This window comes from Bacillus sp. SIMBA_074, from assembly GCF_046534555.1.
GTDB lineage: Bacteria > Bacillota > Bacilli > Bacillales > Bacillaceae_G > Bacillus_A > Bacillus_A mycoides.
Genome location: NZ_JAWRYM010000001.1, coordinates 38,731 through 64,217, shown reverse-complemented (window position 1 = coordinate 64,217; position 25,487 = coordinate 38,731). Strand labels below are relative to the sequence as shown.

Below are 25,487 nucleotides of genomic sequence, written 5' to 3'. Positions count from 1 at the left end.
GGATGATTATGTATAGTTCCGGTCAACAGGCATCATGTAGTAAAACAATAACAGAAACGGATTTTGTATTATTTGCGGGTTTGAGCGGGGATTTTAATCCAATTCATATTGATCATGAGTATGCAAAACAAACTAGATTTAATCAAAGAATCGCACATGGTTTATTAACTTCTAGTTTATTATCACAATTGTTAGGCGTTCATTTACCAGGAAAGGGTTCCGTTTATATGGAACAAACTATTAAATTTACAGCGCCAGTTTTTATAGGAGATACGATTACAGCTACGGCAACAGTACAAGAATTTATGATAGAAAAGAGAGTTTTGAAATTGTTAACTGAGTGTCATAACCAAAAAGGAGATTTAGTGTTAACAGGTGTAGCGACTATGATGGTGCCAAAAGAAGGAGGAATTGTCTAATGAGAATTGGGATTGAAGCAACTGGTGTTTTCTTCCCAAAAGACGTAGAGACGGCCGCAGATTTATCTAAAAAAACAGGTATTCCTGAGAATATTATTATAGAAAAGTTTGGGTTATATGAAAAACATGTCGCAGACGAAACGATGCATGCATCAGATTTAGCTATTGCTGCTGCAAAGCCAATATTATTACAAGTAGATCCTCAATCTATTGATGTAGTCATTTATTTTGGCAGTCCACATAAAGATTACCACGTATGGTCTAGTGCCCCAAAAATTCAGCATGAACTTGGATTGAAAAATGCTTATGCTTTTGAAATTATGAATGTTAGTTCTTGCTTTCCAATCGCTCTCAAAGTCGCAAAGGATATGCTCTACTCTGATAAATCAATTGAAAATATATTATTAGTAGGTGGATGTAAAGAATCTCAAATTGTAGATTATGATAATCCACGCTCACGTTTTATGTTTAATTTTGCTGATGGCGGAAGTGCAGCTTTAGTAAAAAAGGGAGCTAGCAACGGTGAAATATTAGGCAGTGCGATTATAACGGATGGTTCATTTCATGACGATGTTCGTATTCCAGCTGGTGGATCGAAGCAGGTTGCGAGCTATGATACAGTTGAGAATCGACAACATTATATTGATGTAATAGATCCTATTAGTATGAAAGAACGTTTAGATCCAATTTCAACCCCTAATTTTGATAAGGTTATTCGGGAGGCGTTAAGAAAAAGTGGATTTACTCCTAAAGATATTAAAGTATTGTTACCACTGCATACAAAACGCTCTATGCTAATAGAATTGTTACAGGGGCTGGGCTTAGTAGAAGAGCAAGTTGTATATTTAGATCATTATGGGCATATGTCAGCACTTGACCCATGTATAGGTCTTCATTTTGCAAATGAGCAAGGGAAATTACAGCCTGGAGATATTGCAGTAGTGGTTAGTGCAGGTACTGGGTATACTTGGGCAGCTACTGTGATTAGATGGTAGTAAGCATGGATTTTATCAAAAAAATTATATGTTGTTTTTTCATTGTTATTGTGAGTCTAGGGATGTTTGCTTCTGTAGGAAGTGCCTCTGCTGTAAAATATGTGAAATCATGGGGGAGTGAGCTAGATACTTCTAAGTTATTAAGGACACCAGTGGCGATGGCAAGGGATGCAAAAGGATTTTTGTATGTTGTTGATATGGGGAATAATAGGATTTTGAAAATAGATAAGAATGGAGAAGTTGTTGATGCTATAGGAACTTTAGGTGAAGGTCCGGGACAGTTTAATATGCCATTTGGTATTGCTGTTGATAAAGAAGGTAATATTTTAGTTGCGGATACAGCGAATTATCGTATTCAAAAATTTAATGAGGAGTTTCAATTTATTAAAAGTTGGGGCACAAAAGGTAAAGGAAGTGAGCAGTTCTCGTTTCCTAGGGAAATTGCAGTAGATAGCGATAACAATTACTATATTACGGATGAATACAATCATCGTATTCAAAAATATAGCCCGGATGGGCAGTATATTCAAACAATAGGGAGTTATGGAAAGGCGAATGGAGAAATGGCTTTACCACAAGGAATTGCGATAAATAAACAAGACGAGGTCTATATTGCAGACACATATAACAATCGTATTCAAGTGTTTGATAAAAAAGGGGAGTTTCAGCGAGTAATCGGAACAGGAATTGCAGGTTTAGGCCCATATCAATTCTACCATCCAAGAGGAATAAATTTTGACTCAACATCTGGATCGCTATATGTAGCAGATACATATAACAATCGGATAATGAAATTTACAAATAAAGATCAATTTTTATATACAGTAGGTAACTTTTTTCAGTTTGTTTATCCTAATCAAGTTTTTCCGGATGGTAAAGGGAATATCTATATAACGGATACGGGAAATAATCGTGTACTTTTATATAATGAGGTAGGCCTAACAGCGGTAATGAAGAAAACCATAGGTAATGAAAGGAATGGAAATACACAATATGCAGGACCTTATGATGTCGAAAGAGACACGAATGGAAATGTTTTTGTATCTGATTCTTTTAATCATCGAATTTTGAAATATGATATATCTGGGAAGATTGTTGCTAAGTGGGGAAGTTTATTTGGTACTGGTGGGCCACTTGGGTTCGGAAGTCTTCCAGGACAGTTTTTTGTTCCAAGACAGATTGCAACGGATCGTTACAATAATGTGTATGTATCTGATTCTGTAAATCATCGTATCCAAAAATTCACCAATTCAGGGATAGCGCTTGCTTCATATGGTTCATTTGGAGTATTACCAGGTTTTTTTCAATTTCCATCTGGAATAGCTATTGATAGCAAAGGAAACATATTTATAGCTGATTCAGAAAATCATCGTATTCAAAAATTTAATCCATTCTTTGTATATATGAAAGAATGGGGGAGAAAAGGAAGTGGAGAGGGAGAGTTTTTTCAACCTATGCAATTAGCAATTGATTCAAAAGATAATGTTTATGTTGTGGATCGGATTAATAATAGGGTTCAAAAATTTGATAATGAGGGTAATTTTCTTACAAAATGGGGTACAAATCATGGAGCTGGAAACTTAGATCCACTAGAAAATTGGAGAGAGGGTTCAGGAGATCTTTTTTTGCCAATAGGAATTGAAATCGATATAAATAATACGGTATATGTCACAGATACTTCTAATAATCGTGTGAATATTTACAATGAAAATGGGAATTTTTTAGAGTCTTTTGGAAGTTTTAATGGTATGTCAGGGCAGTTTTTCTCACCACAAGGAATAGATGTGGATAGTCAAGGGAATATCATTATTACAGATGGTTTACTCCAAAGAATTCAATTTTTTAAGAAAGCTAATTAATATTGGAGACTCAAAATGCTTGTTAGAAAGGATAGAAGTTTAATAGTTTGGGAATGCGGTATAGGTAGGAATAAAATATTTATATGAAATTGTAAAGGTGTTTAATGGAAATCGGAGAAGATACATGTATACTAACAATCTCGTTTATATTATTCAAAGGAAAAGTCATAATTACGGATGGGTAACTTTGGCGTGTTTGACTCTATCAGAAAGTAAAGTATGGGGAGGATCACAATGTCGATGAAAAAACGTAAATGGCTAAAAATGGTGGCTGCTGGTTGTGTTTTAGGTTCGTTATTAATAACGGCAGCTTGTTCAGGAAAGAAAACAAGTACAGAGGATGAAAAGACGATTAAGGTAGGGGTTCTTGCTTCATTAACAGGTCCATTAGAATCATATGGAAAACAAACAGTGAACGGATTTGAATTAGGGTTAGACTATGCAACTGGTGGAACTGGGAAAGTGGAAGGGAAGAAGATTAAGTTTGTTGTAGAAGATACGGAAACGAAAGCTGATGTAGCGGTTAAAAAAGCTACGAAGTTATTAGAAGAAGAGAAAGTCGATTTTTTAGTCGGATCGTCTAGTTCAAGTGATACATTAGCGGTTTTACCACTTGCAGAGGAATATGAAAAAATAATGGTTGTAGAACCAGCAGTAGCTGATAGTATTACCGGGAAGAACTGGAATAAATATATTTTTAGAACAGGTAGAAATTCATCTCAAGATGCAGTCGCTGGTGCTGCGGCAATTGCTAAAAAAGATGTAAAAATAGCAACGTTAGCACAAGATAATGCTTACGGCCGTGAGGGAATTGCGGCATTTAAAGCTGGAGCGAAGAAATTAGGTGCGAATATTGTAAACGAGCAATATGCTGATACAAATTCGACTGACTTCACTGCAAATATTCAAAATATTATTAGCTCAAAACCAGATTATTTATTTATCGTTTGGGCAGGTGCGAATTCACCTTGGAAACAGTTAAAAGATATGAATGTGGAAGCGCAGGGTATTAAAATTTCTACCGGTGCACCAGATATACCGGCATTAAAAACGATGGATGCGTTAGTAGGAATGCAAGGTTTTTCTGTTTATTATCACACACTTCCGAAAAATAAGGTGAATGATTGGTTAGTTGAAGAACATAAAAAACGATTTAATGGTGCGGTGCCAGATTTATTTACAGCAGGAGGAATGTCAGCGGCAATTTCAATTGTAGAAGCTTTAAAGAAAACAAAAGGTGATACAGATGTAGATACATTGATTAAGAAAATGGAAGGAATGGAATTTGATACACCGAAAGGAAAGATGAAATTTAGAGAGAAGGATCATCAAGCGATGCAGACACTTTATTCTATCACATTGAAAAAGCAAGATGGTGTTGATTATCCGGTGCCAGTATTAGAGCGAGAATTAACGATGAAAGAGACAGAACCCCAAGTTCAAAATAAATAGACTGAATTTTCTGTTGTTTTCGTATAAAGAGGGAGTACACCCTCTTTATACGTATTTCTTTCATACTTAAAGCTTTAAAGGGAGGGATTTCGTGACACATTTGCTAGAAACGAAAAATCTTTGCGTATCTTTTGGCGAGCATCATGTTATTAAGGATGTGAATTTAACAGTACAAAAAGGAAAGCTCATTTCAATTATTGGACCAAATGGTGCAGGAAAGACAACGCTATTCAATTTACTAAGTGGACAAATTTCTCCAACAAAGGGTGAAGTATATTTTAAAGGACAAGAGATTACAAATTTATCAATTTCGGATCGTACTCGATTAGGAATTGGTCGTTCTTTTCAACTTACAAATATATTCCCAGAGTTAACGGTACTTGAAAATGTTCGTTTAAGTGTTCAATCATTTGTGCAAGATTACTATAGTTTTTTTCCGAGTTCGGCAAAATTTAAGCAACAAGTTGGAGAGGCAAGACGTTTCTTAAAAACAGTATTACTTCACGAGAAAGAACATGTATTAGCGAAAGATCTAGCGCATGGGGAAAAACGAAAGTTAGAGCTTGCGATGTTATTAGCTTTAAAAACGGATGTGTTACTACTTGATGAGCCGACGGCAGGTATATCAGTTGAGGAGGTACCGGCTATTTTACAAGTGATTGAAAATATTAAGAAACATCCAGAGAGTACAATTGTACTTATTGAACACAAAATAGATATGGTACTAGGTTTGTCAGACCATCTTATCGTTTTATTCCATGGAGAGTTATTGGCTGAAGGTTTGCCCGAAGAAATGATGAAAGATGAGCGTGTACAAAGTGCTTATTTAGGGGGATTATATAGTGGCACTATTACAAGTGAATAATATAGAGACGTATTTAGATCAGTTTCATATTTTACAAGGGGTATCTCTTACTGTTGAGAAAGGAACGATTACTGTACTGTTTGGAAGAAATGGGGCAGGGAAGACTACGACATTACGTTCGGTTATGGGATTTCACCATATCGCACATGGTGAAATTTATTATGATAGTACACAAGTAAATGGATTATCTACACATTTAATTTCAAGGAAAGGAATAGGGTATGTACCAGAAAATCAAGGTATTTTTCACGACCTGACAGTAGAAGAAACATTCGCTCTTGCTAGGGGGAAGGGAGAAGAAGCGGAAGAAAAAATAGACTGGATGCTTGAATTATTTCCAGATTTAAAGCAATTTTGGCACAAAAAAAGCGGACTCTTAAGCGGAGGGCAAAAGCAAATGCTAGCAATTTCAAGAGCATTTATTAATAGTGATGGTTTATTACTTATTGATGAGCCGAGTAAAGGCTTGTCGCCCATTATGATAGAAAAATTAATGATAGCCATTTTGAAAATGAAAGAGAAAACAACAGTTTTACTCGTTGAACAAAACTTTATGATGGCTAGTCAAATTGGTGATTACTTTTATATTATGGATAACGGAAGAATTGTTCATAACGGTTTTATGCATGAATTAAAAGAGGATAAGGAAATGTGTCACAAATATTTAGGAATCTCTTAACATGAATCCGGGGTGAGAAGGATGGATGTGTTAATCAATTTATTTGTAAATGGGATTTCAACAGGGATGCTCATTTTTTTATTAGCGTCAGGTCTTTCACTTATTTTCGGTTTAATGAGCGTTCTAAACTTCGCACATGGTGGGTTATTTGCATGGGGAGCTTTTACAGGTGTATGGATATTTAATACAACTGGAAGCTATTTACTCGCTTTAATTGGAGCAATTGCTATGGGGATGTTTCTTGGATTCATTTTAGAAAGATTCCTTATTAGACCGGTATATGGAAATCATGTTCGCCAACTTCTTGTGACGCTTGGAGGAATGCTTGTACTTAGTGAATGTATTAAAGTATTTTGGGGGCCAAATCCAATTGGTGCTAAATTACCGTTATGGTTACAAGGTAGTTATACATTTGAAGGCGTTATATTAATTAAATATCGTCTATTCGTTATTTTAATTGGGATCATCATTTACATTGCCTTACTATTATTGCTCAAAAAAACAAAGATAGGTCTTATGATTCGCGCAGGTGTAATGGATAAAGAGATGGTTCAAGCGCTCGGTATTAATGTAAAAGCGATATTTTCTTTCGTCTTTTTATTAGGAGCAGGGATGGCGGCTTTGGGAGGCTTCTTATTAGCACCGTATTCAGGTGTTATTTTCGCCGAGATGGGTATGCAGTATGCGATTTTAGCTTTTATAGTAGTGATAATTGGAGGATTAGGAAGCGTACAAGGTTCAGCAATCGCTTCTTTAATTGTTGGATTAGCTGGTGCTTTTACAGCATATTTTATACCGGATTTATCACTTGCAATTAATATGTTAATGTTACTATTTTTCTTAATAGTGAAGCCAACGGGACTTGTTGGTGAAAAGGGGTGAAATGGTGAACAGCACATCGAATCGAATTAAAGTATACTTCGGAGTATTTATGCTCATTTGTTTAAGTGTATTTCCATTCGTAAATGATTCACGGAGCTTGTTAATTTTGTTCACTCAAATCTTCATCTTTGCTATTTTCGCTATGAGTTTTGATGTTCTCCTTGGATATACAGGTATTGTTTCATTCGGTCATTGTATGTTCTTTGGTATAGGGGCGTATGGGGTAGCACTTTTATTTGATCGACAAGGGGTGTCTATCACAAACTTTTTTATAGGAATAGCAGCCGCAATTATTGTATCAGCCATCGTTAGTTATATAATCGGTTTGCTTTCTTTACGGCTGAAAAGTCATTTTTATGCAATGTTAACGCTCGCTATTTCCCAGCTGTTTTTTGTACTTGCTGAAAAATGGCGTTCACTGACTCATGGAGGAGATGGATTTACATTTCGTGTACCAGATATATTCCGTGATCGTTTTACATTTTATTATATAACATTTATATGTCTAATCAGTATTTTCATTTTGTTACGTCTTTTCACAAAATCTTCAATTGGGAAAGTGTTAAAGGCGATTTCACAAAATGAACAACGAGTTGAAGCACTTGGCTATAAAGTTCTTCATTATAAAATTATTGCTAGTGTTGTTGCAGGAGTAGTTGCAGCGATTAGCGGTGGTTTATTTGTCATCACATTACGCTTTGTAAATACGACTGTATTTTCAATTGAAATGACGTTAAATGCATTATTGATGACAATGATTGGGGGAGTTGGAACGTTAATCGGAGCTATTGCTGGAGCAGGAATTATTGAATCACTGAAATATTATTTATCAGAACTAGCTACAGAGTATCCGATTTTTGAAAGGTGGACGATTATTCTAGGTTTATTATACATTATCGTGTTATTAGTTTTTCCGAAAGGGTTAGTTGGAACGGTTAAGAAGTTGAAGAATTTTAAAAGAAGTAAGAAGGAGAAGAGTACAGGGGTGGAACAGAACGTGTAAAATAAGTCTTCAAGATGAAAAGGGATGTCCTAGTAGTTAAACATATTAACTAGGTAACATCCCTTTTTATTTTATTAGGCCGTACGATAGTATATGAAGTTATATTAGCGATTCGAAAAGGGATATCTATTTGCCCGTAAAATACGATAAGTGTAGCCTCTTTATTAATTAAATAGTTCACCTGGAATCACTTTATCTAAGTCTCGAGTTGTAAAGAAGTTAATAGGTAGTTTTTCAACCGCGACATTTTCAACTGGAACTAATTTATCATTTCTAATCGGTAAAAAAGCTATCCCATTTCCCTCAACAATAAACTCTTCAATAAGCGAATAAGAATCTAACTGTTGAAGTTGATGCTGAGATAGATTGTTTTCTTTTAGAAATTGTATTGTCATATTTCTAAAAGGGCACTTTTTATCGTTACTAACAAAGAAAAGTTCTTTTGAAAAGTCAATGTTACACTGTTCTTTCGCTTTTAATAAGCCTACAGAAATTGAAGTGGTGAATACTTTTTTAAACGCTGCGTCGGGATAATCCTCATAAGTTATGACCATATCAACTTTTTGTTGCTGTAGTAGTTTTTGTAAATGGCTACTACTTTCTATATATATTTGATAATTTCTGAAATTTTCTTTAATACGCATACTTAAATAATTAGTCAAAATAGATTGTGACGTCGCTATTACATAAGAAGAAGCACTTGTTTTAATTTCATCTTTCGCTTCTTCTAAAAGAGCTAATATTTTATTCGTGTAGTCTAATAAAATGTCACCAGAAGGTAACAGGGAAACACCTTTGTTATCTCTATGTAGTAAAGGTGTTTCTAATTCTTGTTCTAATTTTTTGATTCGCTCAGTTACATTTGGTTGTACATAGCCTAGCTCTTTAGCAGCTTTACTAATAGAACCTTCGTTAGCTACAGTTTTAAATATAATAAGATCATTTATTTCCATTCATTTCAGCCCCTTATACGGTATCATTATAAATGATATCAAACATAATTTATACCTATTTTACGTCAGCCGATCGTCGGTTTATCATTATGTATATAAGATAGAAAGGGAGTGATAAACATGATTGGTATGCAATATAAGGTCATTTTGCCAAAAGATTATGATATGGGGACTATTAGAGCAAGGGTGAAAAAGAATGGTTATAAAACGGATGGTTTTCAAGGGTTGAATTTTAAGGCTTATTTAATTGCTGAGGCAGGTAAGGATGGGGATTTCCATAATTGTTATGCACCTTTATATATTTGGAATGGTCATGAAGGGATGAATAAATTTATCTTTGAAGGGTATTACGATAATATTTTGCAATCGTTTGGGTGGCAACAAATAAATATAGGTGTTCCATTAGTTGTTAATTTAAGTAATGATTTTAGAAAAAGTAGATATGCTGTTGAATATGCAGGGAGTATTTCTCAAAGTAAATCGCTGATTGGGACGCAATTAAATAAAAATGTGCAAAACATAGAAAAATGTTTAGGAAATGTAATAGTTTATAATCCGGATAAGTGGGGATATAGTCAATTCAGTTTTTATAAGGAAAAGCCTGAAATAGATGTAATGGACGATGTTACTATTTATGAGATTTTACATATTTCACGAGGATATGTTGTTGAATGCTAAATTAAGAAAAAGGAATGAAAATCTATGCCTTTTGTGAACGTTTATTATCATGAAGATATATTAAATAAAGAAGAGTTGAAAAAGATAGGTGAATGTATCCATCTTTCATTAATCGAACATTTTAACATCCCTGAAAATGATTATTTTCAAATATTTTTACCTTATCAACAAAATCAATTTTTGTATAATCCATATTATTTGTTGGAAAGAGGAGAAATGAGAACTGAGAATATGATTCATGTTTCTATTACATGTGGACCTGGAAGAACAGTGCAACAGAAAAAAGGTTTGTATCAATCTATATCCTTTGAAATTTCAGCATGTTCTAATGTGAAAGTTACTGACATTTTTATTACATTACATGAGACAGCTGCTGAAAACTGGTCATTTGGTCAAGGGATGGCACAATTGGTAAAAATGAAGGGAGCAAAATGATGAATGAACCAATTGAATTCTATATTCCAAAGAAAATGAGAGAAGTAGCACCTGTATTTTCTCATTATAGTGAAGAGATATTATTTGAGGAAGTGTGGCGGGATGCCGCTTTAACATTAAGAGAAAGAAGCTTATGTACATTGTCGGCACTAATCAGTCTTGGTAATACAGAACAATTACCATTTCATCTGAAGCTAGCTAAACAAAATGGGATAATGGAGAATGAATTAGTTGCATTAATAACACATATGGCTTTTTACGTTGGTTGGCCAAAAGCTGTGGCAGCTTTAAATATAGCAATGAATGAAATGGAAAGTTAAGAATAATGATTTTGGGAGGTATTTTTAACATATTTCTACTTGCATTACTATCACTTGAGTGGTAAAGTGATAGTAAGATCAACGCTAGGAAGTGATGAAACATGCGTGAAAATACGATAGGATCGTTAATATGGTTACGCCTAATACGATTTACGAACCAAAGTAATCAAATGTCAAATGAGTTTTTAAAACGTTTTGATTTAACAACAGCCCAATTTGATGTGCTTTTGCAAATACGGACTTATCAGCCATTAACACAAATGGAGTTAGCAGAAAAGGTTACCGTTACACAAGGCGGTATTTCTCGAATGTTAACACGTCTTGAAAAAGAAGGATATATTATACGAAAACAAGATTGGAAAACGAAAACAATTAGTCTTACAAAGCAAGGGGAAGCGGCTTTAGAAAGAGCATTGCCAGAGCAACTTGCATTTCAATCATCATTTTTTGATGATGTATTAAATGAAGAAGAGCAGAAAATACTATACGAGTTGATGTCAAAAGTTCATAAGCATAGTGAAAAAAAAGAATTACCGAATGAGTAATTTTTTTTACTCAATCAATTGACTAATCAAGTGATAAAGAGGAGGAAGTTTTATGTATACAATTCCAGGACATCACCACATTTCTATGGTGACTAAAAATGCGAAAACGAATAATAATTTTTATCGAGATGTCTTAGGATTACGCCGGGTGAAAAAGACAGTCAATCAAGATAATCCATTTATGTATCATTTGTTTTATGGTGATTTAACAGGGAGTGCCGGAACTGAATTATCATTTTTTGAAATGCCGAATGTAGGTAGAACAATCCGTGGTACAAATGCAATAACACAAATAGGCTTGCTCGTACCTTCAATAGAAAGTCTTACATTTTGGAAGAGACGTTTTGAGTCACTCCAGGTGGCGCATGGGGAAATTACAACTTACGCCGGAAGAGACGCACTGCACTTTGAAGATCCAGATGGTCTACGGTTAGTGCTGTTAAATAATAAAGATGAAGAGGTGCCTGAATATTGGACTGCATGGGATGAATCTTCTGTAGAGCAGAATCATCGTATTTTAGGCATGGGAACAGTTGAAATGACAGTGCGCAGTTTAAATAAATTATCAAAAACATTAACAGGTTTGTTTAGTTATAAAGAAGTATCTCGTTCAGACGATGAGGGGATTTATCAATCTATTGATGGTCAATCTTTTGGAGAAATTTTGGTGAAACAGCAAGATGGAGAGAGTGAAAGACCCGGAAAAGGAAGTATTCATCATTTAGCTATTCGTGTGAAAAATGATGAAGAACTGAGTTATTGGAATGAAGCGGTGAAAGATAAAGGGTTCCAATCAACAGGGATTATCGATCGCTTTTATTTTAAAAGTTTATATTTCCGTGAGTCAAATGGCATTTTATTTGAGATTGCGACGGATGGACCAGGATTTACAGTAGATTCAACAGTTGAAGAATTAGGAAAAGAGCTGGATTTACCACCATTTTTAGAAGAGAGAAGAAAAGAGATAGAAGAGAAATTAATACCACTTAATTAAAAGGGAGAGAACAACTATGGAAAAATACCGTATGGATACAAGTAAAGGAATAGAGTTTGGATTATATTCAATTGGGGATCATGTTTTAAATCCACATAACGGAGTGAAAATTAGTGCAGAACAAAGAATTCATGAATTAATTGAAACAGCAAAGTTAGCGGATGAATCTGGACTTGATGTGTTTGCTGTCGGTGAAAGTCATCAAGCGCATTTTACAACGCAAGCTCATACAGTTATTTTAGGAGCTATTGCACAAGCTACGAAAAACATTAAAATCGCTAGTTCTGCAACAGTATTAAGTACGTCAGATCCGGTTCGTGTATATGAGGATTTTGCCACAATTGATTTAATTTCTAATGGTCGTGCTGAAATCGTTGCTGGTCGCGGCTCTCGTATTGGGGGATATAGTTTACTTGGTTACGATGTAAATTATTATGAAGAACTATTTGAAGAGAAGATGGAACTTTTATTAAAAATAAATAAAGAAGAAAGTGTAACATGGAAAGGGCAGTTTAGAACGCCACTTGAACATGCGGCAATTATACCGAGAGCGAAAAATAACAATATGCCGATTTGGCGTGCTGTTGGAGGGCCACCTGCTAGTGCAATTAAGGCAGGACGCGCAGGTGTACCAATGATGCTTACGACACTTGGTGGCCCAGCTGTTAATTTTAAAGTTTCGGTTGATGCATATCGTGAAGCAGCTGAGCAAAGTGGTTTTGATCCAGCAACATTACCAATTGCGACAACAAGTTTATTTTATACAGCAGAAAATTCACAAGATGCACTTAGTGAATATTATCCTCATATTAATGCTGGTATGCTTGCGCTACGCGGTGGTGGGTATCCAAAACAACAATTTACTAACGCAGTAGATCACCGTGATGCGTTAATGATTGGTAGCCCGCAACAAATTATTGAAAAAATGCTTTATCAATATGAATTATTTGGACAGCAACGTTTTATGGCACAGATTGATTTTGGCGGTGTACCATTTGATAAGATTGAGAAAAACATTGAATTAATTGCTACTGAAATTATGCCGGCTGTTAGAAAATATACAACGAAATAAATAAAAAAGTACCGGGAATATAATCTATTCTCGGTACTTTTTTATTTAGTCAGTTTGAAAAATGACAAAAAAACGAATTTTATGTCTAGAGAAAGGGGAGTTTTTTTCTATTTGTGAATAACAATATTGTTGATTTGAATTTTGGAAATACATTTTTCTCTTGACAAAAATCTAACGTGTTTTCAGGTTTGATTCGAGGACATTTTTCAAAGGGAAAGTCAAGCGTATGAAGAGAAAAACATAATAACAATTGATATAAGAGTGTGTTGTATGTTTGAAAAGTACGTTTTTAAAATGTGAGAAATCTAATTCAAAAAAATTACAAAAGACATATTTCAGACAAAATCCTGTCAATAATACGTCAAAAATCACCTGAATTTATTATGTAAGTATATTATACAATTCGATTAACGAATAAAACACTACTGAAATAGTGAAAAGGTAAATCGTATGAAGAAAGTTCTTTTGTAATTATCTAAAAAACTGACAATCTATATTTTCAGAAAGTACATAAACGAATTTATCTTTTTGTATTTCCAAATGATTGAATTGTTCATTCAATTCAATCGATAAAAAATTATGAAGGAAGTGATTTAAGCATGGAAACGCTCGAATTGGCACGAATACAATTTGCATCAACAACGATTTTTCATTATTTTTTCGTTCCGCTGTCTATAGGTTTAGCTTTTATCATTGCGTTAATGCAAACGTTGTATGTGGTAAAGGGACAAGAAATTTATAAGAAGATGACAAAGTTTTGGACACAAATATTCCTTGTTAACTTCGCAGTAGGTGTAGTAACAGGTATTTTACAAGAATTTCAGTTTGGTATGAACTGGTCAACGTATTCACGTTTTGTTGGTGATGTTTTCGGACCATCACTTGCAATTGAAGGTTTATTAGCATTTTTCATTGAGTCTACATTCCTAGGTTTATGGGTATTCGGTGAGGATAAACTTCCGAAGCGAGTTCACCTTTTATGTATTTGGCTCCTCTCAATAGGAACAATGTTATCAGCATTTTGGATTTTAACTGCAAGTGCATTTATGCATGCCCCAGTAGGATATGAAATGGCAGCAGATGGACGTGCACAGATGAATGATTTTTGGGCGATTATTCAAAATCCACAATTATGGGTGCAATTCCCACATACAATCACGGCGGCAATTGCAACTGGTGCATTCTTTATTGCAGGTGTAAGTGCATGGAAAATATCAAAAGGTCAAGAAACTGCGGTGTTTAAAAAATCGTTCCGAGTTTCTATCGTTGTTGGAACAATTACAACTGCATTGGTATTATTTTTCGGTCATGCACAAGCACAAAATTTAATTAAGACACATCCGATGAAAATGGCAGCAGCTGAAGCATTATGGAATACGAGTGAGGATCCAGCTCCATTTACAGTATTTGCAAAAATTGATACAGAGAAGAAAGAAAATTCGTTTGAAATTCAAATCCCTTATATGCTAAGTCTATTGTCATACGATAAATTTAGCGGTCAAGTTGAAGGGATGAATCAAATTCAAAAACAATATGAAGAAAAATATGGACCTGGAGATTATATTCCGCCAGTACATACTATGTTCTGGAGTTTTAGAGCGATGGTAATGAGTGGAACATTCATGCTTCTTTTAGGAATGTACGGCTGGTTCTTATCAAGAAAAGATCGCTTAACTGAAAACCCTTGGTATTTAAAAATAATGGTATATGCAATTGCACTACCGTTTATCGGTAATACAGTAGGTTGGATTATGACTGAAATGGGACGTCAGCCTTGGGTTGTCTTCGGTGTTATGAAAACAGAAGATGCTGTATCTCCAAACGTTTCATTTGGAGAAGTATTATTCTCTCTTGTTTCATTCACATCACTATATTTAATTGTTGGAGGAATTACTGTTTACTTATTCGTTCGTATCATTAAAGGACATGCGAATAAGAAAACGAAAAAGGATTATCAAAGCCATGATCCATTTGATAAGGAGGAAGAGTATGTTATCTCTTAATGAGTTGTGGTTTCTAATTATCTCAACCTTATTCGTTGGCTTCTTTGTACTTGAAGGTTTCGATTTTGGTGTAGGAATCGTTTCAAGGTTTTTAGGGAAAAACGATTTGGAAAAACGTATATATTTAAATACAATTGGGCCGTTTTGGCACGCAAATGAAGTATGGCTTGTTTGTGCTGGTGGCGCTATGTTTGCGGCATTCCCGCACTGGTATGCAACTTTATTTAGTGGGTTTTATATTCCATTTGTGTTTATGCTTCTTGCATTAATTATAAGAGGTGTTTCCTTTAAATTCCGTGCGAAAATAGAAAATCATAAATGGAAGAGTTTCTGGGATTGGGGCATGTTTATTGGAAGTTTGCTACCTCCTATACTTTGGGGAGTTGCAATCGCAAACTTTATGACAGGTGTACCAATTGATGGAAGTAAAAATATGGTAGGCGGATTTATGAAATTACTTCACCCATTTGCGTTACTTGGGGGAGTTATGTTTCTTCTTCTATGTATTGTTCATGGTTTGCAATTTCTTACTATACGTACAACAGGAAAATTACGAGAACGCGCACGTATTGCCGCGACAAAGATTGCACCTTTTGCATTAATAACACTTCTTGTTTTTGCAGCTGTAGGGTTATGGAAAACAGATATTTTCACCGCACATGGTTCAGAGTGGCTAATGGTTCCAATTGGAGCTTTTGTAGCGCTATTTGTTTCTACTTTATTAAATAAAAGAAGAAGAGATGGTTGGGCTTTCTTTATGACGAGTTTAACAATCATTTTGTTAAGTGCAAGTGTGTTCATCGGTATGTTCCCGCGTGTCATGATTAGCTCATTAGGAGCGGTAAATGATTTGACAATTTATAATGCGGCATCAGGACCTTATGCATTAAAACTGATGAGCTATTTTTCTCTTGCTATTTTACCGTTTGTTATCGGTAGTCAAATATGGAGTTTCTATGTATTTAGACAACCTGTTAAGTCAGACAAAGATTTGGAGTACTAATGAAAAGAAAAAGAGGACTTCCGTCGTATCCTGGTAGCCGAGTTTTATATGTAACTTTAAGTCTTATTAGCATTTTAGAGGCGTGTAGTATCATTGCGCAGACAGTGTTTTTAGCACGAGCAATCACATTTTTATTTCATGGAGAAACAGTGCAAGCTGTGCTAAATGAAACTGTTTATTTTGGGATCACGTTTGCAGCACGCCAAATGTTAGTGCGAACATCGCAAATATTGGTTGAGCGTTTCGCTGAAAAAACAGGATTTGCATTACGTAAACAGTTAATAGAAGCATATTTTACGTTAGGGCCGAGATTTGTCCAAACGAATGGGACTGGTCATCTGGTTACTTTATCGATAGAAGGTATTGAGAAATTTAAAACATATATTGAATTGACAATTCCTAAAATGATTAGAAGTAGTATCGTTCCAGGGCTAATTGTTCTATATGTTTTTACACTGGACATTAAGTCTGGAATCATTTTAGTTGTAACGATTCCAATTGTGATCATATTTATGATCCTTCTAGGATTAGCAGCGCAGAAAATGGCGGATAGCCAATATGAGACATATCGTGTACTTTCTAATCATTTTGTAGATACGTTAAAAGGATTAGAGACATTAAAGTATTTAGGGAAAAGTAAACAGCACGAAGGAAAGATTGAAAAAGTAAGTAAACGATATAGAAAAGCAACGATGCGTACTTTGCGAGTTGCTTTTCTTTCTTCTTTTGCATTAGATTTCTTTACGAGTTTATCAATTGCATTTGTAGCAGTTGGATTAGGGATACGGTTAATAGATGGGACAATTATACTGTTGCCAGCTCTTACGATTTTAATTTTAGCGCCGGAATATTTTCTGCCGATTAAGCAAGTTGGAGCGAATTATCATGCTACATTAGATGGACAACTTGCAATGGAGCAAATAGAAGAAATTTTAGAGAAACAAAAAGAAATAGAAAAGAAAGATTCAAATGTAGATATAGTATGGAATTCTTCTAGTAGTTTGAAATTACAAGATGTAAAAGTAAATAATGATGAATCTGAAAAGGCTATATTAGAGGGAATTGATTTTACTTGGCAAGGTAACGGTGCTATAGGCATTATTGGTGAAAGTGGGGCAGGGAAATCAACGTTAATCGATGTGTTAGCAGGATTTCTACCGCCTTCGGGTGGGAAGATGTTAGTAAATGGTGTGGAAATTGGTGAATCTACTCGAGAAGATTGGCAAAAAAATATTGCTTATATTCCGCAGCAACCTTATATTTTTCCGCTTTCATTAAAAGATAATATTTGTTTCTATGAAACGAATACAATTGATGAAGAAGTTGAGAGAGTTATTAATGAAGTTGGTCTTCGTTCGCTCGTTGCATCATTACCACATGGGATGTACGAAAGAATTGGAGAAGGTGGACGTATGCTTAGTGGCGGACAAGAACAACGTGTCGCTATGGCACGTGCACTTTTAAGTAAAAAGCCAATCATTTTATTAGATGAACCTACAGCACATCTTGATATTGAAACTGAATTTGAAATAAAGCAATCGATGTTACGTCTGTTTGAAGGTAAGTTAGTATTTCTTGCAACGCATCGTCTGCATTGGATGAAGCAAATGGATCATATTCTTATTTTAAATAAAGGGGAAATTAAAGAAAGTGGAACATATGAAGAACTTTTAAAGAATGAGACATTACATTTTCATAGGGAAGAGAGGGGAGAGCGATGAGTAATTGGATTAAACCTTATATACAGCAAAATAAAGGTAGAATGACGTTGACTATTTTCCTCGGGCTTCTTGGAGTTAGTTCAGGTGCGATGCTACTTTTCATTTCAGGTTATTTAATTTCTAAATCTGCTCTCAGACCAGAAAATGTAATGGCTGTATATGTTCCTATAGTTGCAACGCGTGCGTTTAGTATAGGGCAAGCTGTCTTTCATTATTTAGAGCGTTTAGTAGGGCATGACGTCGTTCTACGAATTTTAGAAAAAATGAGGACAAAACTATATAGAATTGTAGAACCACAGGCGTTATTTTTACGCTCTCGATTTCACACTGGTGATGTACTAGGTGTATTGTCTGATGATATAGAACATTTACAGAATCTATATTTACGTACAATATTCCCTAGTATATTAGCGTTAGTTGTATATAGCATTTTCGTAATTGTTATCGGTGCATTTGACTTAGTATTTGCACTTATCGCAGCTTGTATGTTAGCTGTTATTGTTTTTCTTCTCCCATTCGTATCACTACTTTTGATGAAACGACATCATGTTGCTTTGAAGCGAGGAAGAAATCGTTTGTATCAACAATTGACAGATGCTGTATTTGGATTATCTGATTGGCAGGCGAGTGGTAGAAAAGATGAATTTATTAATGCGTATGTAGAGCAAAATTTCCAGTTGTTAAAGACAGAAAAGAGAGTGAAACGCTGGTACCATATTCGAGACAGTATCATTCATTTAATAGTCGGCATTGTAGTTATTTCAATGATTATGTGGACTGGAAATCAAGCAGCAAGTGAACAGATTGCACCTACAGTTATTGCAGCGTTCGTATTAATGACATTATCTGTGACAAATGCGCTTATCCCTATATCAGATGCTATTGATCGAATTCCATCTTATGTAGAATCTGCTCATAGGCTTAAAAGCGTAGAAAGTGATAGCATTTTGCAAGACGGAAATGAGTTACCTGGAGATAAAGATTACGTTGCACAAAAACATATAGATATTGAACTGAGTAATGTGTCGTATAATTACCCGGATAGTAATGAACCTGTATTAAAAGATGTATCATTGCAAATAAAGGCAGGAAAGAAAATTGCTATTTTAGGTAGAAGTGGAACAGGAAAATCTACTTTACTAAAACTGTTAACTGGGGCATTACGTCCGGTAAGTGGCCAAGTTATATTGAATGGTGAACAAGCTCATACGGATTTTTTGTCAAAATATATTTCTGTATTAAACCAAAAACCACATTTATTCGATACGACAATTGGAAATAATGTGCGGATCGGTAAACCAGAGGCTAATGATGAAGAGATATGGAGAGCTTTAGAGAAAGCACAGCTAGCACCGCACATTGCTTCTCTTCCTGATGGATTACAAACAAAAATGCATGAAATGGGAAAGAGGTTTTCTGGCGGAGAAAGGCAAAGGGTAGCATTTGCAAGAACTCTTATGCAAGAAGCATCGATTATTGTGCTTGATGAACCAACTATCGGTTTAGACCCTAAAACGGAATTAGCCTTAATAGAAACAATGTTTTCTGCAACAGAAGAAAAGACTGTTATTTGGATTACACATCATCTTGTAGGAATTGAACATGTAGATGAAATTATTTTCCTTGATAGTGGCCAAATCGCTATGCAAGGTAGTCACGAACAGCTACTGAAAGAAAATGAGAAATATCGTAGGTTATATGAGCTTGATAAAGGTATATAAGAATGAGATGCAAAAAAACACAAATTCTTGGTAGTTCAAGGTTTGAGTTTTTTTGTATTTGTGGTGAAATCATATAAGCCGTATAAGCTATTTGATCATGAAATGGTTATATATTGTTAGAAAGGGTGTTTAAAACCTATCCTTTCAAGGCAATACTTGAGCCATAGTGAATGGATTGTTGGAAGGCGTGATTATATGTTTGAAGAGGATGGCATTGTTTTAATACTGGAGCCTGCTGATGAGCGGAATATGAGGAAATTTATTTTTACAGTACCGAAGTCAGTTTATGAAAAAAAAGAAATTTTATTACATTACGGAACACCTTTAGGTCAAGGATATACGGACATTATAGAAGATATTATTAGTGTACATATAGACATAGATATTATAACAGTAATAGGGCATGTGAGAGAATAAAGAGAAACTTTAATTATTGAGAGTTATAAGTATCTGGAAAACAGACGTACTTAAAATAAGTATGTCTGTTTTTATATTTAAATGAAGATAGTTTCGAGGTACATGTTGAACAGGATAATAATGATTTTTCTAGAATGTATAAGAGGAAGATTAAAAAAATAAGATATGATGTGATAAAGTGTATAAGAAGAAAATAAAGTGTTTATAAATGAATAAAAGTATGGCAATTATTTAGGAGGTAAAAATGAAGTTTACAAAAACAATGTTACTTTCAATTGTAGTTTCAATTGGTTTGATGGGATGTTCGCTAGTAGAGGAAGGGAAGAACTCCATAGATTACGCTCAAAAAGCGACAGACTATGTAAATGAAATAAGTGCATTTGCAAATGAAGCGCCAGCATTAGCAGAAAAGGCCGTTAATGATGGGGAAGCCCGGAAAGAACTAGAAACGAAACTTACTGAAATTAAACAAGATATACCAGCTTTTAATGAATTAACACCACCAGATGTAGCGAAGGATCTTCACCAGCAAATCGTCGGGTATAATGAAAAGTTAAATACATTAATTGATACCTCTATGCAAAAGATAGAGGAAGGAAAGATGAATGTAGAGCAGTTTAAAAACTCTGAGCTTATGCAGACGATAGAACAAGTTCAGGATTTGAAAGATAAGGTTCAAAATTTAGGGCAATAACAAAAAGATCCGTTTATCATAAACGGATCTTTTTGTTATTGTATACAATAGATGATTACACCAATGACAATAATAATGTTGCCAATGATTTTTCGTTTCGTTATTTTCTCCCCTAGGAAGTACCAACTGAAAATTAAAATGATGATATAACTTAATGATTCTAATGCAGATGCTTGCTTTAACGCCAAGCCCTTTAAGGCGATCACATTTAATCCGGCATTAATTACAAATAAAAAGTAGCCGATGATAACATAAGGATTCACATATTCTTTTATTCTAGAATCATATTGTTGTAAAGTAGCCTTTTTTAATAATATTTGTGAGTAATTGGCTAAAATTATCCCAAATATCAATAATAACATATAACTATTCATCTTTTGTCACCACCACAATTCCGACGATAATAATAGCTGCGCCAAGTATGTGATTCCACTGTATCGTATCTCCAAACAGGAATACTGACCAAAGCATTGACCATAGTATGATAATCCCACGGTGTGAATATGCTCTAGAAATTTCAAAGTTCTTAATGACTTGTTGCCATAGAATTGCATATCCGAATAAAAGTACAACAAGTCCGAAGTAAGCAATAAAAAATGAAATTGATGCAATAGGGAATTGAGATGCCCATTTCATGTAAACCATAATGATAGAATATATCAAGAAGGCTACATGTAGAAATACATAGTTTTTAATAGTTGGTTTCATATATTCACTCTCTTTTACATATAAATACATACATTTGAAATGAATGTATGTAATCAATAGTTTCTTATTACATAATGTACATTGAAATTGTTTTTTCAGTACATATCATAGATTGTTGCTTATCATTTCACATTCCAAAATATATAGTAACATGTCTTCTATTGTAAAACAACAGAAGACATTAGGCACTATTAGTTATGAGTGATATCCACTTCCTTCTATTAAAAATGTAATTGTATTTTTAAGCATTACAAGATAGTGGAATAAGTGTCGTTAGTCTCTCCATCGCTCTATAATTTGTATCGTTTTATTTGTTGCATCCATCTCTACTTGAATACCTATTGGCAAAGTAATCATTGGATGAGTATGACAACAATCAAAATCGGCTAGAAAAGGAAGTTTTTGATTTTGTAATACTTCTAATAATATTTCGTAAGGTTTTCTATTTGTACCACAATCATCAAATTGCTCATGTTTTCCAAGGATGATACCTGAAACTTTATCAAAAACGCCGTTAATTTTAAGTAATGAAAAACTTCTTTCGATAGTAGCTGCATCTTTTGAGCTATCTTCAATAAAGAGAATGTCACCATCTTGAATAAGTGGCATATAGGGGCTACCCCAAATACCTTGTATAGTATTTAAATTCCCACCAATAATACGTCCAGTAGCTTTCCCACCAATTACTGAAATCCAATTGTTCGGTCGAAGATCTTTTTCTTTCGTTTTTTCTTCCCAATTAATAAATTCATCTGACCAAAATAACGGCTGGTTTATGTTGTAAGGAAGGTGTTGATCAGTTAATAAAGTATCCGCAAAATATTTGTACGTGCAATCTACGAAAGGCTCAAATTCACCAAAAGAAGGAACAAGTGCTGGACCATAAAATGTAGGAATGCCTGTTTTTGCATAAATTCCTAGTAATAATGCTGTTGTGTCTGAATAGCCAATCATTATTTTAGGATTCTTTTGAAAAGTCGCATAATCAATATAAGGTAATAATGAATTTGAATTCAGTCCCCCAATTGTCGACATGATACAAGAGACGTTAGGGTTTCTAATCAAGTCATTTAATTCCTCAGCACGCTCTTTAATGTTCCCGGAGCGATAATAATCATATTGACCTGTTAGTGAACCTTCTAATATATGAAATCCTTTCTTTTGTAAGTATAATTTTGCGCGCTCAAATCTCTTTGGAGAAGTATAGGTTACTGGTGAAGAGGGAGAGTAGATGCCAATGGTATCGCCATATTTTAATGCTTTTGGAAGTATCATTTGTATAAATCCTTTCTATTATATAGTGTTTTTGTGTTTAAATGTAATTGAATATTCTTATATTTCGTTGTTTTTAGTGTAACACATATGAAAAAGAGAACGAGGTTGAAATTATAATTGTTATAGATGAATAAATATGCTTTTTACCTTGACGATATAAAGTAATTGTTGTTATGGTTAAACATGAGTGTATAAAAGGTTTGTTAAAGGAGTTTTAGAATGAAGCGGTTAAAATGGGGAAGATTAACAATCCTGTTAGTAGTAATTCTGGGTATATGTTGGTTCTTTTTCCAAGGAGTTCAAAAGAGTGAAACAAATGTAGATACTCAGCCTTTACAAGTGGCAGAGCTACCTAAAACAGGGCTATCTGAAAAAGTAGTTCCACCAAAATATATACCACCAGAAATTGATGCAAAAGCAGCTATTATTATCGATGTGAGTAATGGAGAAGTTATTTATCAAAATAATGAAAATGAAGCTGTTGCCCCTGCTAGTATGTCAAAAATGATGACAGCATATCTCGTTTTAGAGAGTATACATAATGGGAAAGTCCACTGGGAAGATCCAGTGAAAATAAGTGCAAAGTCGGCACAAACAGAGGGTGCAAAAATCCCGATGCAAGCAAATGATACATTAACTGTTAAGGACTTATATCATGCGTTAATGATTGAATCGGCTAATAATTCGGCTGTCGCTTTAGCGGAACATGTAGCTAAGACAGAAAAAAACTTTGTTCAACTTATGAATGAAAAAGCAAAGCAGTTAGAAATGTCAGATAAAGCTAAATTCGCGAATGCTTCCGGATTGCAGGAGCCCGACGGAAGTGAAACAAAAATGACAGCAGCTGACGTATCGAAATTAGCGTACCATCTTATAAAAGATTACCCAGAGATATTAGAAGTGACTCACTTACGTCAAAGTCAGTTAGCATTTAATAATATTAATGTTACAAACACAAATGAGATGTTAAACAAAAATAATAAAGCTTTATATATAGAAGGAATAGACGGTTTAAAAACAGGGTTTACAGATAGCGCAGGGTATTGTTTTACAGGTACTGCAAAACAAGGCGATAATCGTGTTATTACAGTTGTTATGGGGACAAAAAGTAAAACAAAACGTTTTACAGAAACAAATAAATTAATGTCCTATGCATTTCAATTGCTTAATTAGGTGAAGAAAGAAGTAATTTAGATTGTTATAAAAATAAGACAGACAGTTTATTGAACCTTGATTTTGGTGACAATAAACTGTTTTTTTATTCTTTGACGTATAGGAAGTGAAAACTCAAGTGATATCATTTGAGTTTGTTTTTGTTTGTTGATATTATTAAGTTAAGAACTTATTAATAATAAGTTCGAGAGGCATTATATGCTTCGTACATATGATACTGCCTCAAATGAAAATTGGAGGGAATTGTAATGGCAAAAGATTTTTACTCAGCAATTGAAGACAGAAGATCTATTTACGCGATTAGTAAAGAGCAAGTAGTTTCTGATGAAAGAATTCAAGAAGTGATTTATCATGCTGTGAAACATACACCTTCGGCTTTTAATTCTCAAAGTGCAAGAGTTGTTGTATTACTAGGTGAACAACACGACAAATTATGGAATGTTACGAAAGAAACGTTACGAAAAATTGTGCCTGAAAATAATTTTGCACCTACTGAAGAGAAAATGAATGCATTTAAAAGTGGCTATGGAACAGTTTTGTATTTCGAAGATAGTAAAGTAGTAGAAAGTTTGCAAGAGAACTTTGCACTATATAAAGATAATTTTCCTACATGGTCTCAGCAATCTTCTGGAATGTTGCAATTTGCCATTTGGACAGCATTAGAGATTGAAGGTTTTGGTGCTACACTACAGCATTATAATCCGTTGATTGATGAGGAAGTAAAAAAAGAATGGGATGTACCTGAAAACTGGAAGTTAACTGCGCAAATGCCATTTGGTAAACCGGTAGTTTCGGCAGGAGATAAAGAATATCAGCCATTAGAAACTCGTGTGAAAATTTACAAATAAAATAAAAAATAAAAGGTGAACAGAGATATAATCTGTTCACCTTTTATAAGTAGTAAGGATTTTTTTTGTAGGAATTTTTCATCTGATTTTTTAATTTGTTTTTACGTGTTTCAATAGTTGATACTTTTTGTAATGTTATAATTGAAACGAATTGAAAAAAAGCATAGTACAGTTCTATATTTTTATTTATAGGATCATCTATTATGTTTTTCATAAATATATCTCCTTTTTTTATCTCACTATTTGCGGGCAGTAAGGCTTCCATATCAAAATTCAATGACCGACCTGTAAAAGTTAGATTGGTTTCAGTGTGGGGTGAATAAAATTTATATGGATTAAAATCCTACTTTATATATGATAATACAAATATCCTGAAAATTCCATAGATAGTGAAAAATAGATAGTGGAATGTGTATTTTCGTCAAATTAGAACAGAATTTTTGGAGTTAAATCTTACAAATCGTCAAATCTTTTAAAAACGATGGATAATATCAAAAATAGTTTTCTGAAAATATTATACTATTGATAAAAAAAGCATTTTTTTGTCATGATAAGAGTATGCTTCATGGAAGGGACTTTACTAGAAAATACATTCTTTGCATTGTATTAGATTAATAGAGTTTTTTAAAGTGGATAGCAAAAGAAAAATATATATTAAGATAATGAATGGAATGTCGAATTTTCAATGAAATACATAAGAAATTTGAAAAAAGCATTGCAAAAACACACTGTTTAATGATAAAGTTCACATGAAGTTCACACTAAATTCACTT

27 protein-coding genes are annotated in these 25,487 nt (G+C 34.1%); 22 read left to right on the top strand and 5 right to left on the bottom strand.

What is annotated here, in order from left to right; translation table 11 throughout:
* Positions 1 to 2: 2 nt before the first annotated feature.
* The 8 genes from SB773_RS00325 to SB773_RS00290 all read left to right on the top strand — a co-directional run bounded on the left by SB773_RS00325 (position 3) and on the right by SB773_RS00290 (position 8,154).
* A complete protein-coding gene (locus SB773_RS00325; protein WP_002012316.1) occupies positions 3 to 419 on the top strand; it encodes a MaoC family dehydratase in 417 nt (138 codons plus the stop codon).
* Positions 419 to 1,414 (top strand): 3-oxoacyl-ACP synthase, encoded by a 996-nt coding sequence (locus tag SB773_RS00320; RefSeq protein WP_001219349.1) that lies wholly within the window; start codon positions 419 to 421, stop codon positions 1,412 to 1,414. Before SB773_RS00325 ends, SB773_RS00320 begins: the two co-directional genes overlap by 1 nt.
* 62 nt (positions 1,415 to 1,476) lie before the next feature.
* Positions 1,477 to 3,273 (top strand): 6-bladed beta-propeller, encoded by a 1,797-nt coding sequence (locus tag SB773_RS00315; protein ID WP_002126883.1) that lies wholly within the window; start codon positions 1,477 to 1,479, stop codon positions 3,271 to 3,273.
* Between the two features lie 234 nt (positions 3,274 to 3,507).
* Entirely contained in the window at positions 3,508 to 4,725 is a 1,218-nt protein-coding gene (locus SB773_RS00310) for a substrate-binding domain-containing protein (protein ID WP_000061988.1), read from the top strand.
* Positions 4,726 to 4,816: 91 nt separating this feature from the next.
* Positions 4,817 to 5,590 (top strand): ABC transporter ATP-binding protein, encoded by a 774-nt coding sequence (locus SB773_RS00305; RefSeq protein WP_410588101.1) that lies wholly within the window; start codon positions 4,817 to 4,819, stop codon positions 5,588 to 5,590.
* The gene (locus SB773_RS00300) at positions 5,568 to 6,269 is read left to right on the top strand and encodes a branched-chain amino acid ABC transporter ATP-binding protein (protein ID WP_001196706.1); all 702 of its coding nucleotides are present in this window, start codon (positions 5,568 to 5,570) and stop codon (positions 6,267 to 6,269) included. The genes SB773_RS00305 and SB773_RS00300 overlap by 23 nt, the downstream gene beginning before the upstream one ends.
* A gap of 21 nt (positions 6,270 to 6,290) precedes the next feature.
* A complete protein-coding gene (locus SB773_RS00295) occupies positions 6,291 to 7,151 on the top strand; it encodes a branched-chain amino acid ABC transporter permease (RefSeq protein WP_000382784.1) in 861 nt (286 codons plus the stop codon).
* Positions 7,152 to 7,200: 49 nt separating this feature from the next.
* Positions 7,201 to 8,154: a branched-chain amino acid ABC transporter permease gene (locus SB773_RS00290; RefSeq protein WP_002126891.1), complete on the top strand. Its 954-nt coding sequence runs from the start codon at positions 7,201 to 7,203 to the stop codon at positions 8,152 to 8,154.
* Between the two features lie 164 nt (positions 8,155 to 8,318).
* Here the strand turns inward: SB773_RS00290 and SB773_RS00285 are convergent, their stop codons facing one another.
* Entirely contained in the window at positions 8,319 to 9,107 is a 789-nt protein-coding gene (locus tag SB773_RS00285; RefSeq protein ID WP_002031321.1) for a LysR family transcriptional regulator, read from the bottom strand.
* A 120-nt stretch (positions 9,108 to 9,227) separates the two neighbouring features.
* Here SB773_RS00285 and SB773_RS00280 point away from each other — a divergent pair, with 120 nt between their 5' ends.
* The 12 genes from SB773_RS00280 (at position 9,228) to SB773_RS00225 (ending at position 20,710) form a co-directional block, all read left to right on the top strand.
* On the top strand, positions 9,228 to 9,785 hold the full coding sequence (locus SB773_RS00280) for a DUF4865 family protein (protein WP_215576987.1): 558 nt from the start codon (positions 9,228 to 9,230) through the stop codon (positions 9,783 to 9,785).
* 24 nt (positions 9,786 to 9,809) lie between these two features.
* Entirely contained in the window at positions 9,810 to 10,220 is a 411-nt protein-coding gene (locus SB773_RS00275; protein WP_044444538.1) for a tautomerase family protein, read from the top strand.
* Positions 10,217 to 10,540, top strand: coding sequence for a carboxymuconolactone decarboxylase family protein (locus tag SB773_RS00270; protein WP_033709001.1), 324 nt, complete (start codon positions 10,217 to 10,219; stop codon positions 10,538 to 10,540). Before SB773_RS00275 ends, SB773_RS00270 begins: the two co-directional genes overlap by 4 nt.
* A 101-nt stretch (positions 10,541 to 10,641) precedes the next feature.
* Positions 10,642 to 11,085 carry a MarR family winged helix-turn-helix transcriptional regulator gene (locus SB773_RS00265; protein ID WP_060752042.1) on the top strand — a complete coding sequence of 148 codons (444 nt, stop codon included), beginning with the start codon at positions 10,642 to 10,644 and terminating at the stop codon, positions 11,083 to 11,085.
* A 52-nt stretch (positions 11,086 to 11,137) separates the two neighbouring features.
* Positions 11,138 to 12,079 (top strand): ring-cleaving dioxygenase, encoded by a 942-nt coding sequence (locus SB773_RS00260; protein WP_078179199.1) that lies wholly within the window; start codon positions 11,138 to 11,140, stop codon positions 12,077 to 12,079.
* A 16-nt stretch (positions 12,080 to 12,095) separates the two neighbouring features.
* Positions 12,096 to 13,151, top strand: coding sequence for an LLM class flavin-dependent oxidoreductase (locus tag SB773_RS00255; protein WP_410588096.1), 1,056 nt, complete (start codon positions 12,096 to 12,098; stop codon positions 13,149 to 13,151).
* Positions 13,152 to 13,750: 599 nt separating this feature from the next.
* On the top strand, positions 13,751 to 15,154 hold the full coding sequence (gene cydA / locus SB773_RS00250) for a cytochrome ubiquinol oxidase subunit I (protein WP_002012335.1): 1,404 nt from the start codon (positions 13,751 to 13,753) through the stop codon (positions 15,152 to 15,154).
* Complete coding sequence (cydB, locus tag SB773_RS00245) at positions 15,141 to 16,157, top strand: cytochrome d ubiquinol oxidase subunit II (RefSeq protein WP_002141342.1); 1,017 nt, start codon at positions 15,141 to 15,143, stop codon at positions 16,155 to 16,157. Before cydA ends, cydB begins: the two co-directional genes overlap by 14 nt.
* Positions 16,157 to 17,878 (top strand): thiol reductant ABC exporter subunit CydD, encoded by a 1,722-nt coding sequence (gene cydD, locus SB773_RS00240; RefSeq protein ID WP_044444534.1) that lies wholly within the window; start codon positions 16,157 to 16,159, stop codon positions 17,876 to 17,878. The genes cydB and cydD overlap by 1 nt, the downstream gene beginning before the upstream one ends.
* Positions 17,875 to 19,599 (top strand): thiol reductant ABC exporter subunit CydC, encoded by a 1,725-nt coding sequence (gene cydC / locus SB773_RS00235; protein WP_410588093.1) that lies wholly within the window; start codon positions 17,875 to 17,877, stop codon positions 19,597 to 19,599. The genes cydD and cydC overlap by 4 nt, the downstream gene beginning before the upstream one ends.
* A 195-nt stretch (positions 19,600 to 19,794) precedes the next feature.
* Positions 19,795 to 20,016, top strand: coding sequence for a hypothetical protein (locus SB773_RS00230; RefSeq protein ID WP_215598270.1), 222 nt, complete (start codon positions 19,795 to 19,797; stop codon positions 20,014 to 20,016).
* A gap of 244 nt (positions 20,017 to 20,260) precedes the next feature.
* Positions 20,261 to 20,710 (top strand): DUF6376 family protein, encoded by a 450-nt coding sequence (locus SB773_RS00225; RefSeq protein ID WP_070141860.1) that lies wholly within the window; start codon positions 20,261 to 20,263, stop codon positions 20,708 to 20,710.
* Positions 20,711 to 20,745: 35 nt separating this feature from the next.
* On the opposite strand, the gene SB773_RS00220 is transcribed toward SB773_RS00225, so the two are convergent.
* From SB773_RS00220 to SB773_RS00210, 3 genes are all read right to left on the bottom strand, one after another.
* Complete coding sequence (locus SB773_RS00220) at positions 20,746 to 21,084, bottom strand: EamA family transporter (protein WP_002165951.1); 339 nt, start codon at positions 21,082 to 21,084, stop codon at positions 20,746 to 20,748.
* On the bottom strand, positions 21,077 to 21,418 hold the full coding sequence (locus SB773_RS00215) for an EamA family transporter (RefSeq protein WP_002086172.1): 342 nt from the start codon (positions 21,416 to 21,418) through the stop codon (positions 21,077 to 21,079). Before SB773_RS00215 ends, SB773_RS00220 begins: the two co-directional genes overlap by 8 nt.
* Positions 21,419 to 21,691: 273 nt before the next feature.
* On the bottom strand, positions 21,692 to 22,693 hold the full coding sequence (locus tag SB773_RS00210; RefSeq protein WP_410588089.1) for a S66 family peptidase: 1,002 nt from the start codon (positions 22,691 to 22,693) through the stop codon (positions 21,692 to 21,694).
* Positions 22,694 to 22,912: 219 nt separating this feature from the next.
* On the opposite strand from SB773_RS00210, the gene SB773_RS00205 reads away from it, so the two are divergent.
* Both SB773_RS00205 and SB773_RS00200 read left to right on the top strand, forming a co-directional pair.
* Positions 22,913 to 23,866: a D-alanyl-D-alanine carboxypeptidase family protein gene (locus SB773_RS00205; RefSeq protein ID WP_410588087.1), complete on the top strand. Its 954-nt coding sequence runs from the start codon at positions 22,913 to 22,915 to the stop codon at positions 23,864 to 23,866.
* Between the two features lie 248 nt (positions 23,867 to 24,114).
* Complete coding sequence (locus tag SB773_RS00200) at positions 24,115 to 24,714, top strand: nitroreductase family protein (protein WP_002141347.1); 600 nt, start codon at positions 24,115 to 24,117, stop codon at positions 24,712 to 24,714.
* A gap of 43 nt (positions 24,715 to 24,757) precedes the next feature.
* On the opposite strand, the gene SB773_RS00195 is transcribed toward SB773_RS00200, so the two are convergent.
* On the bottom strand, positions 24,758 to 24,928 hold the full coding sequence (locus SB773_RS00195) for a hypothetical protein (protein WP_002086168.1): 171 nt from the start codon (positions 24,926 to 24,928) through the stop codon (positions 24,758 to 24,760).
* Positions 24,929 to 25,487: the final 559 nt, after the last annotated feature.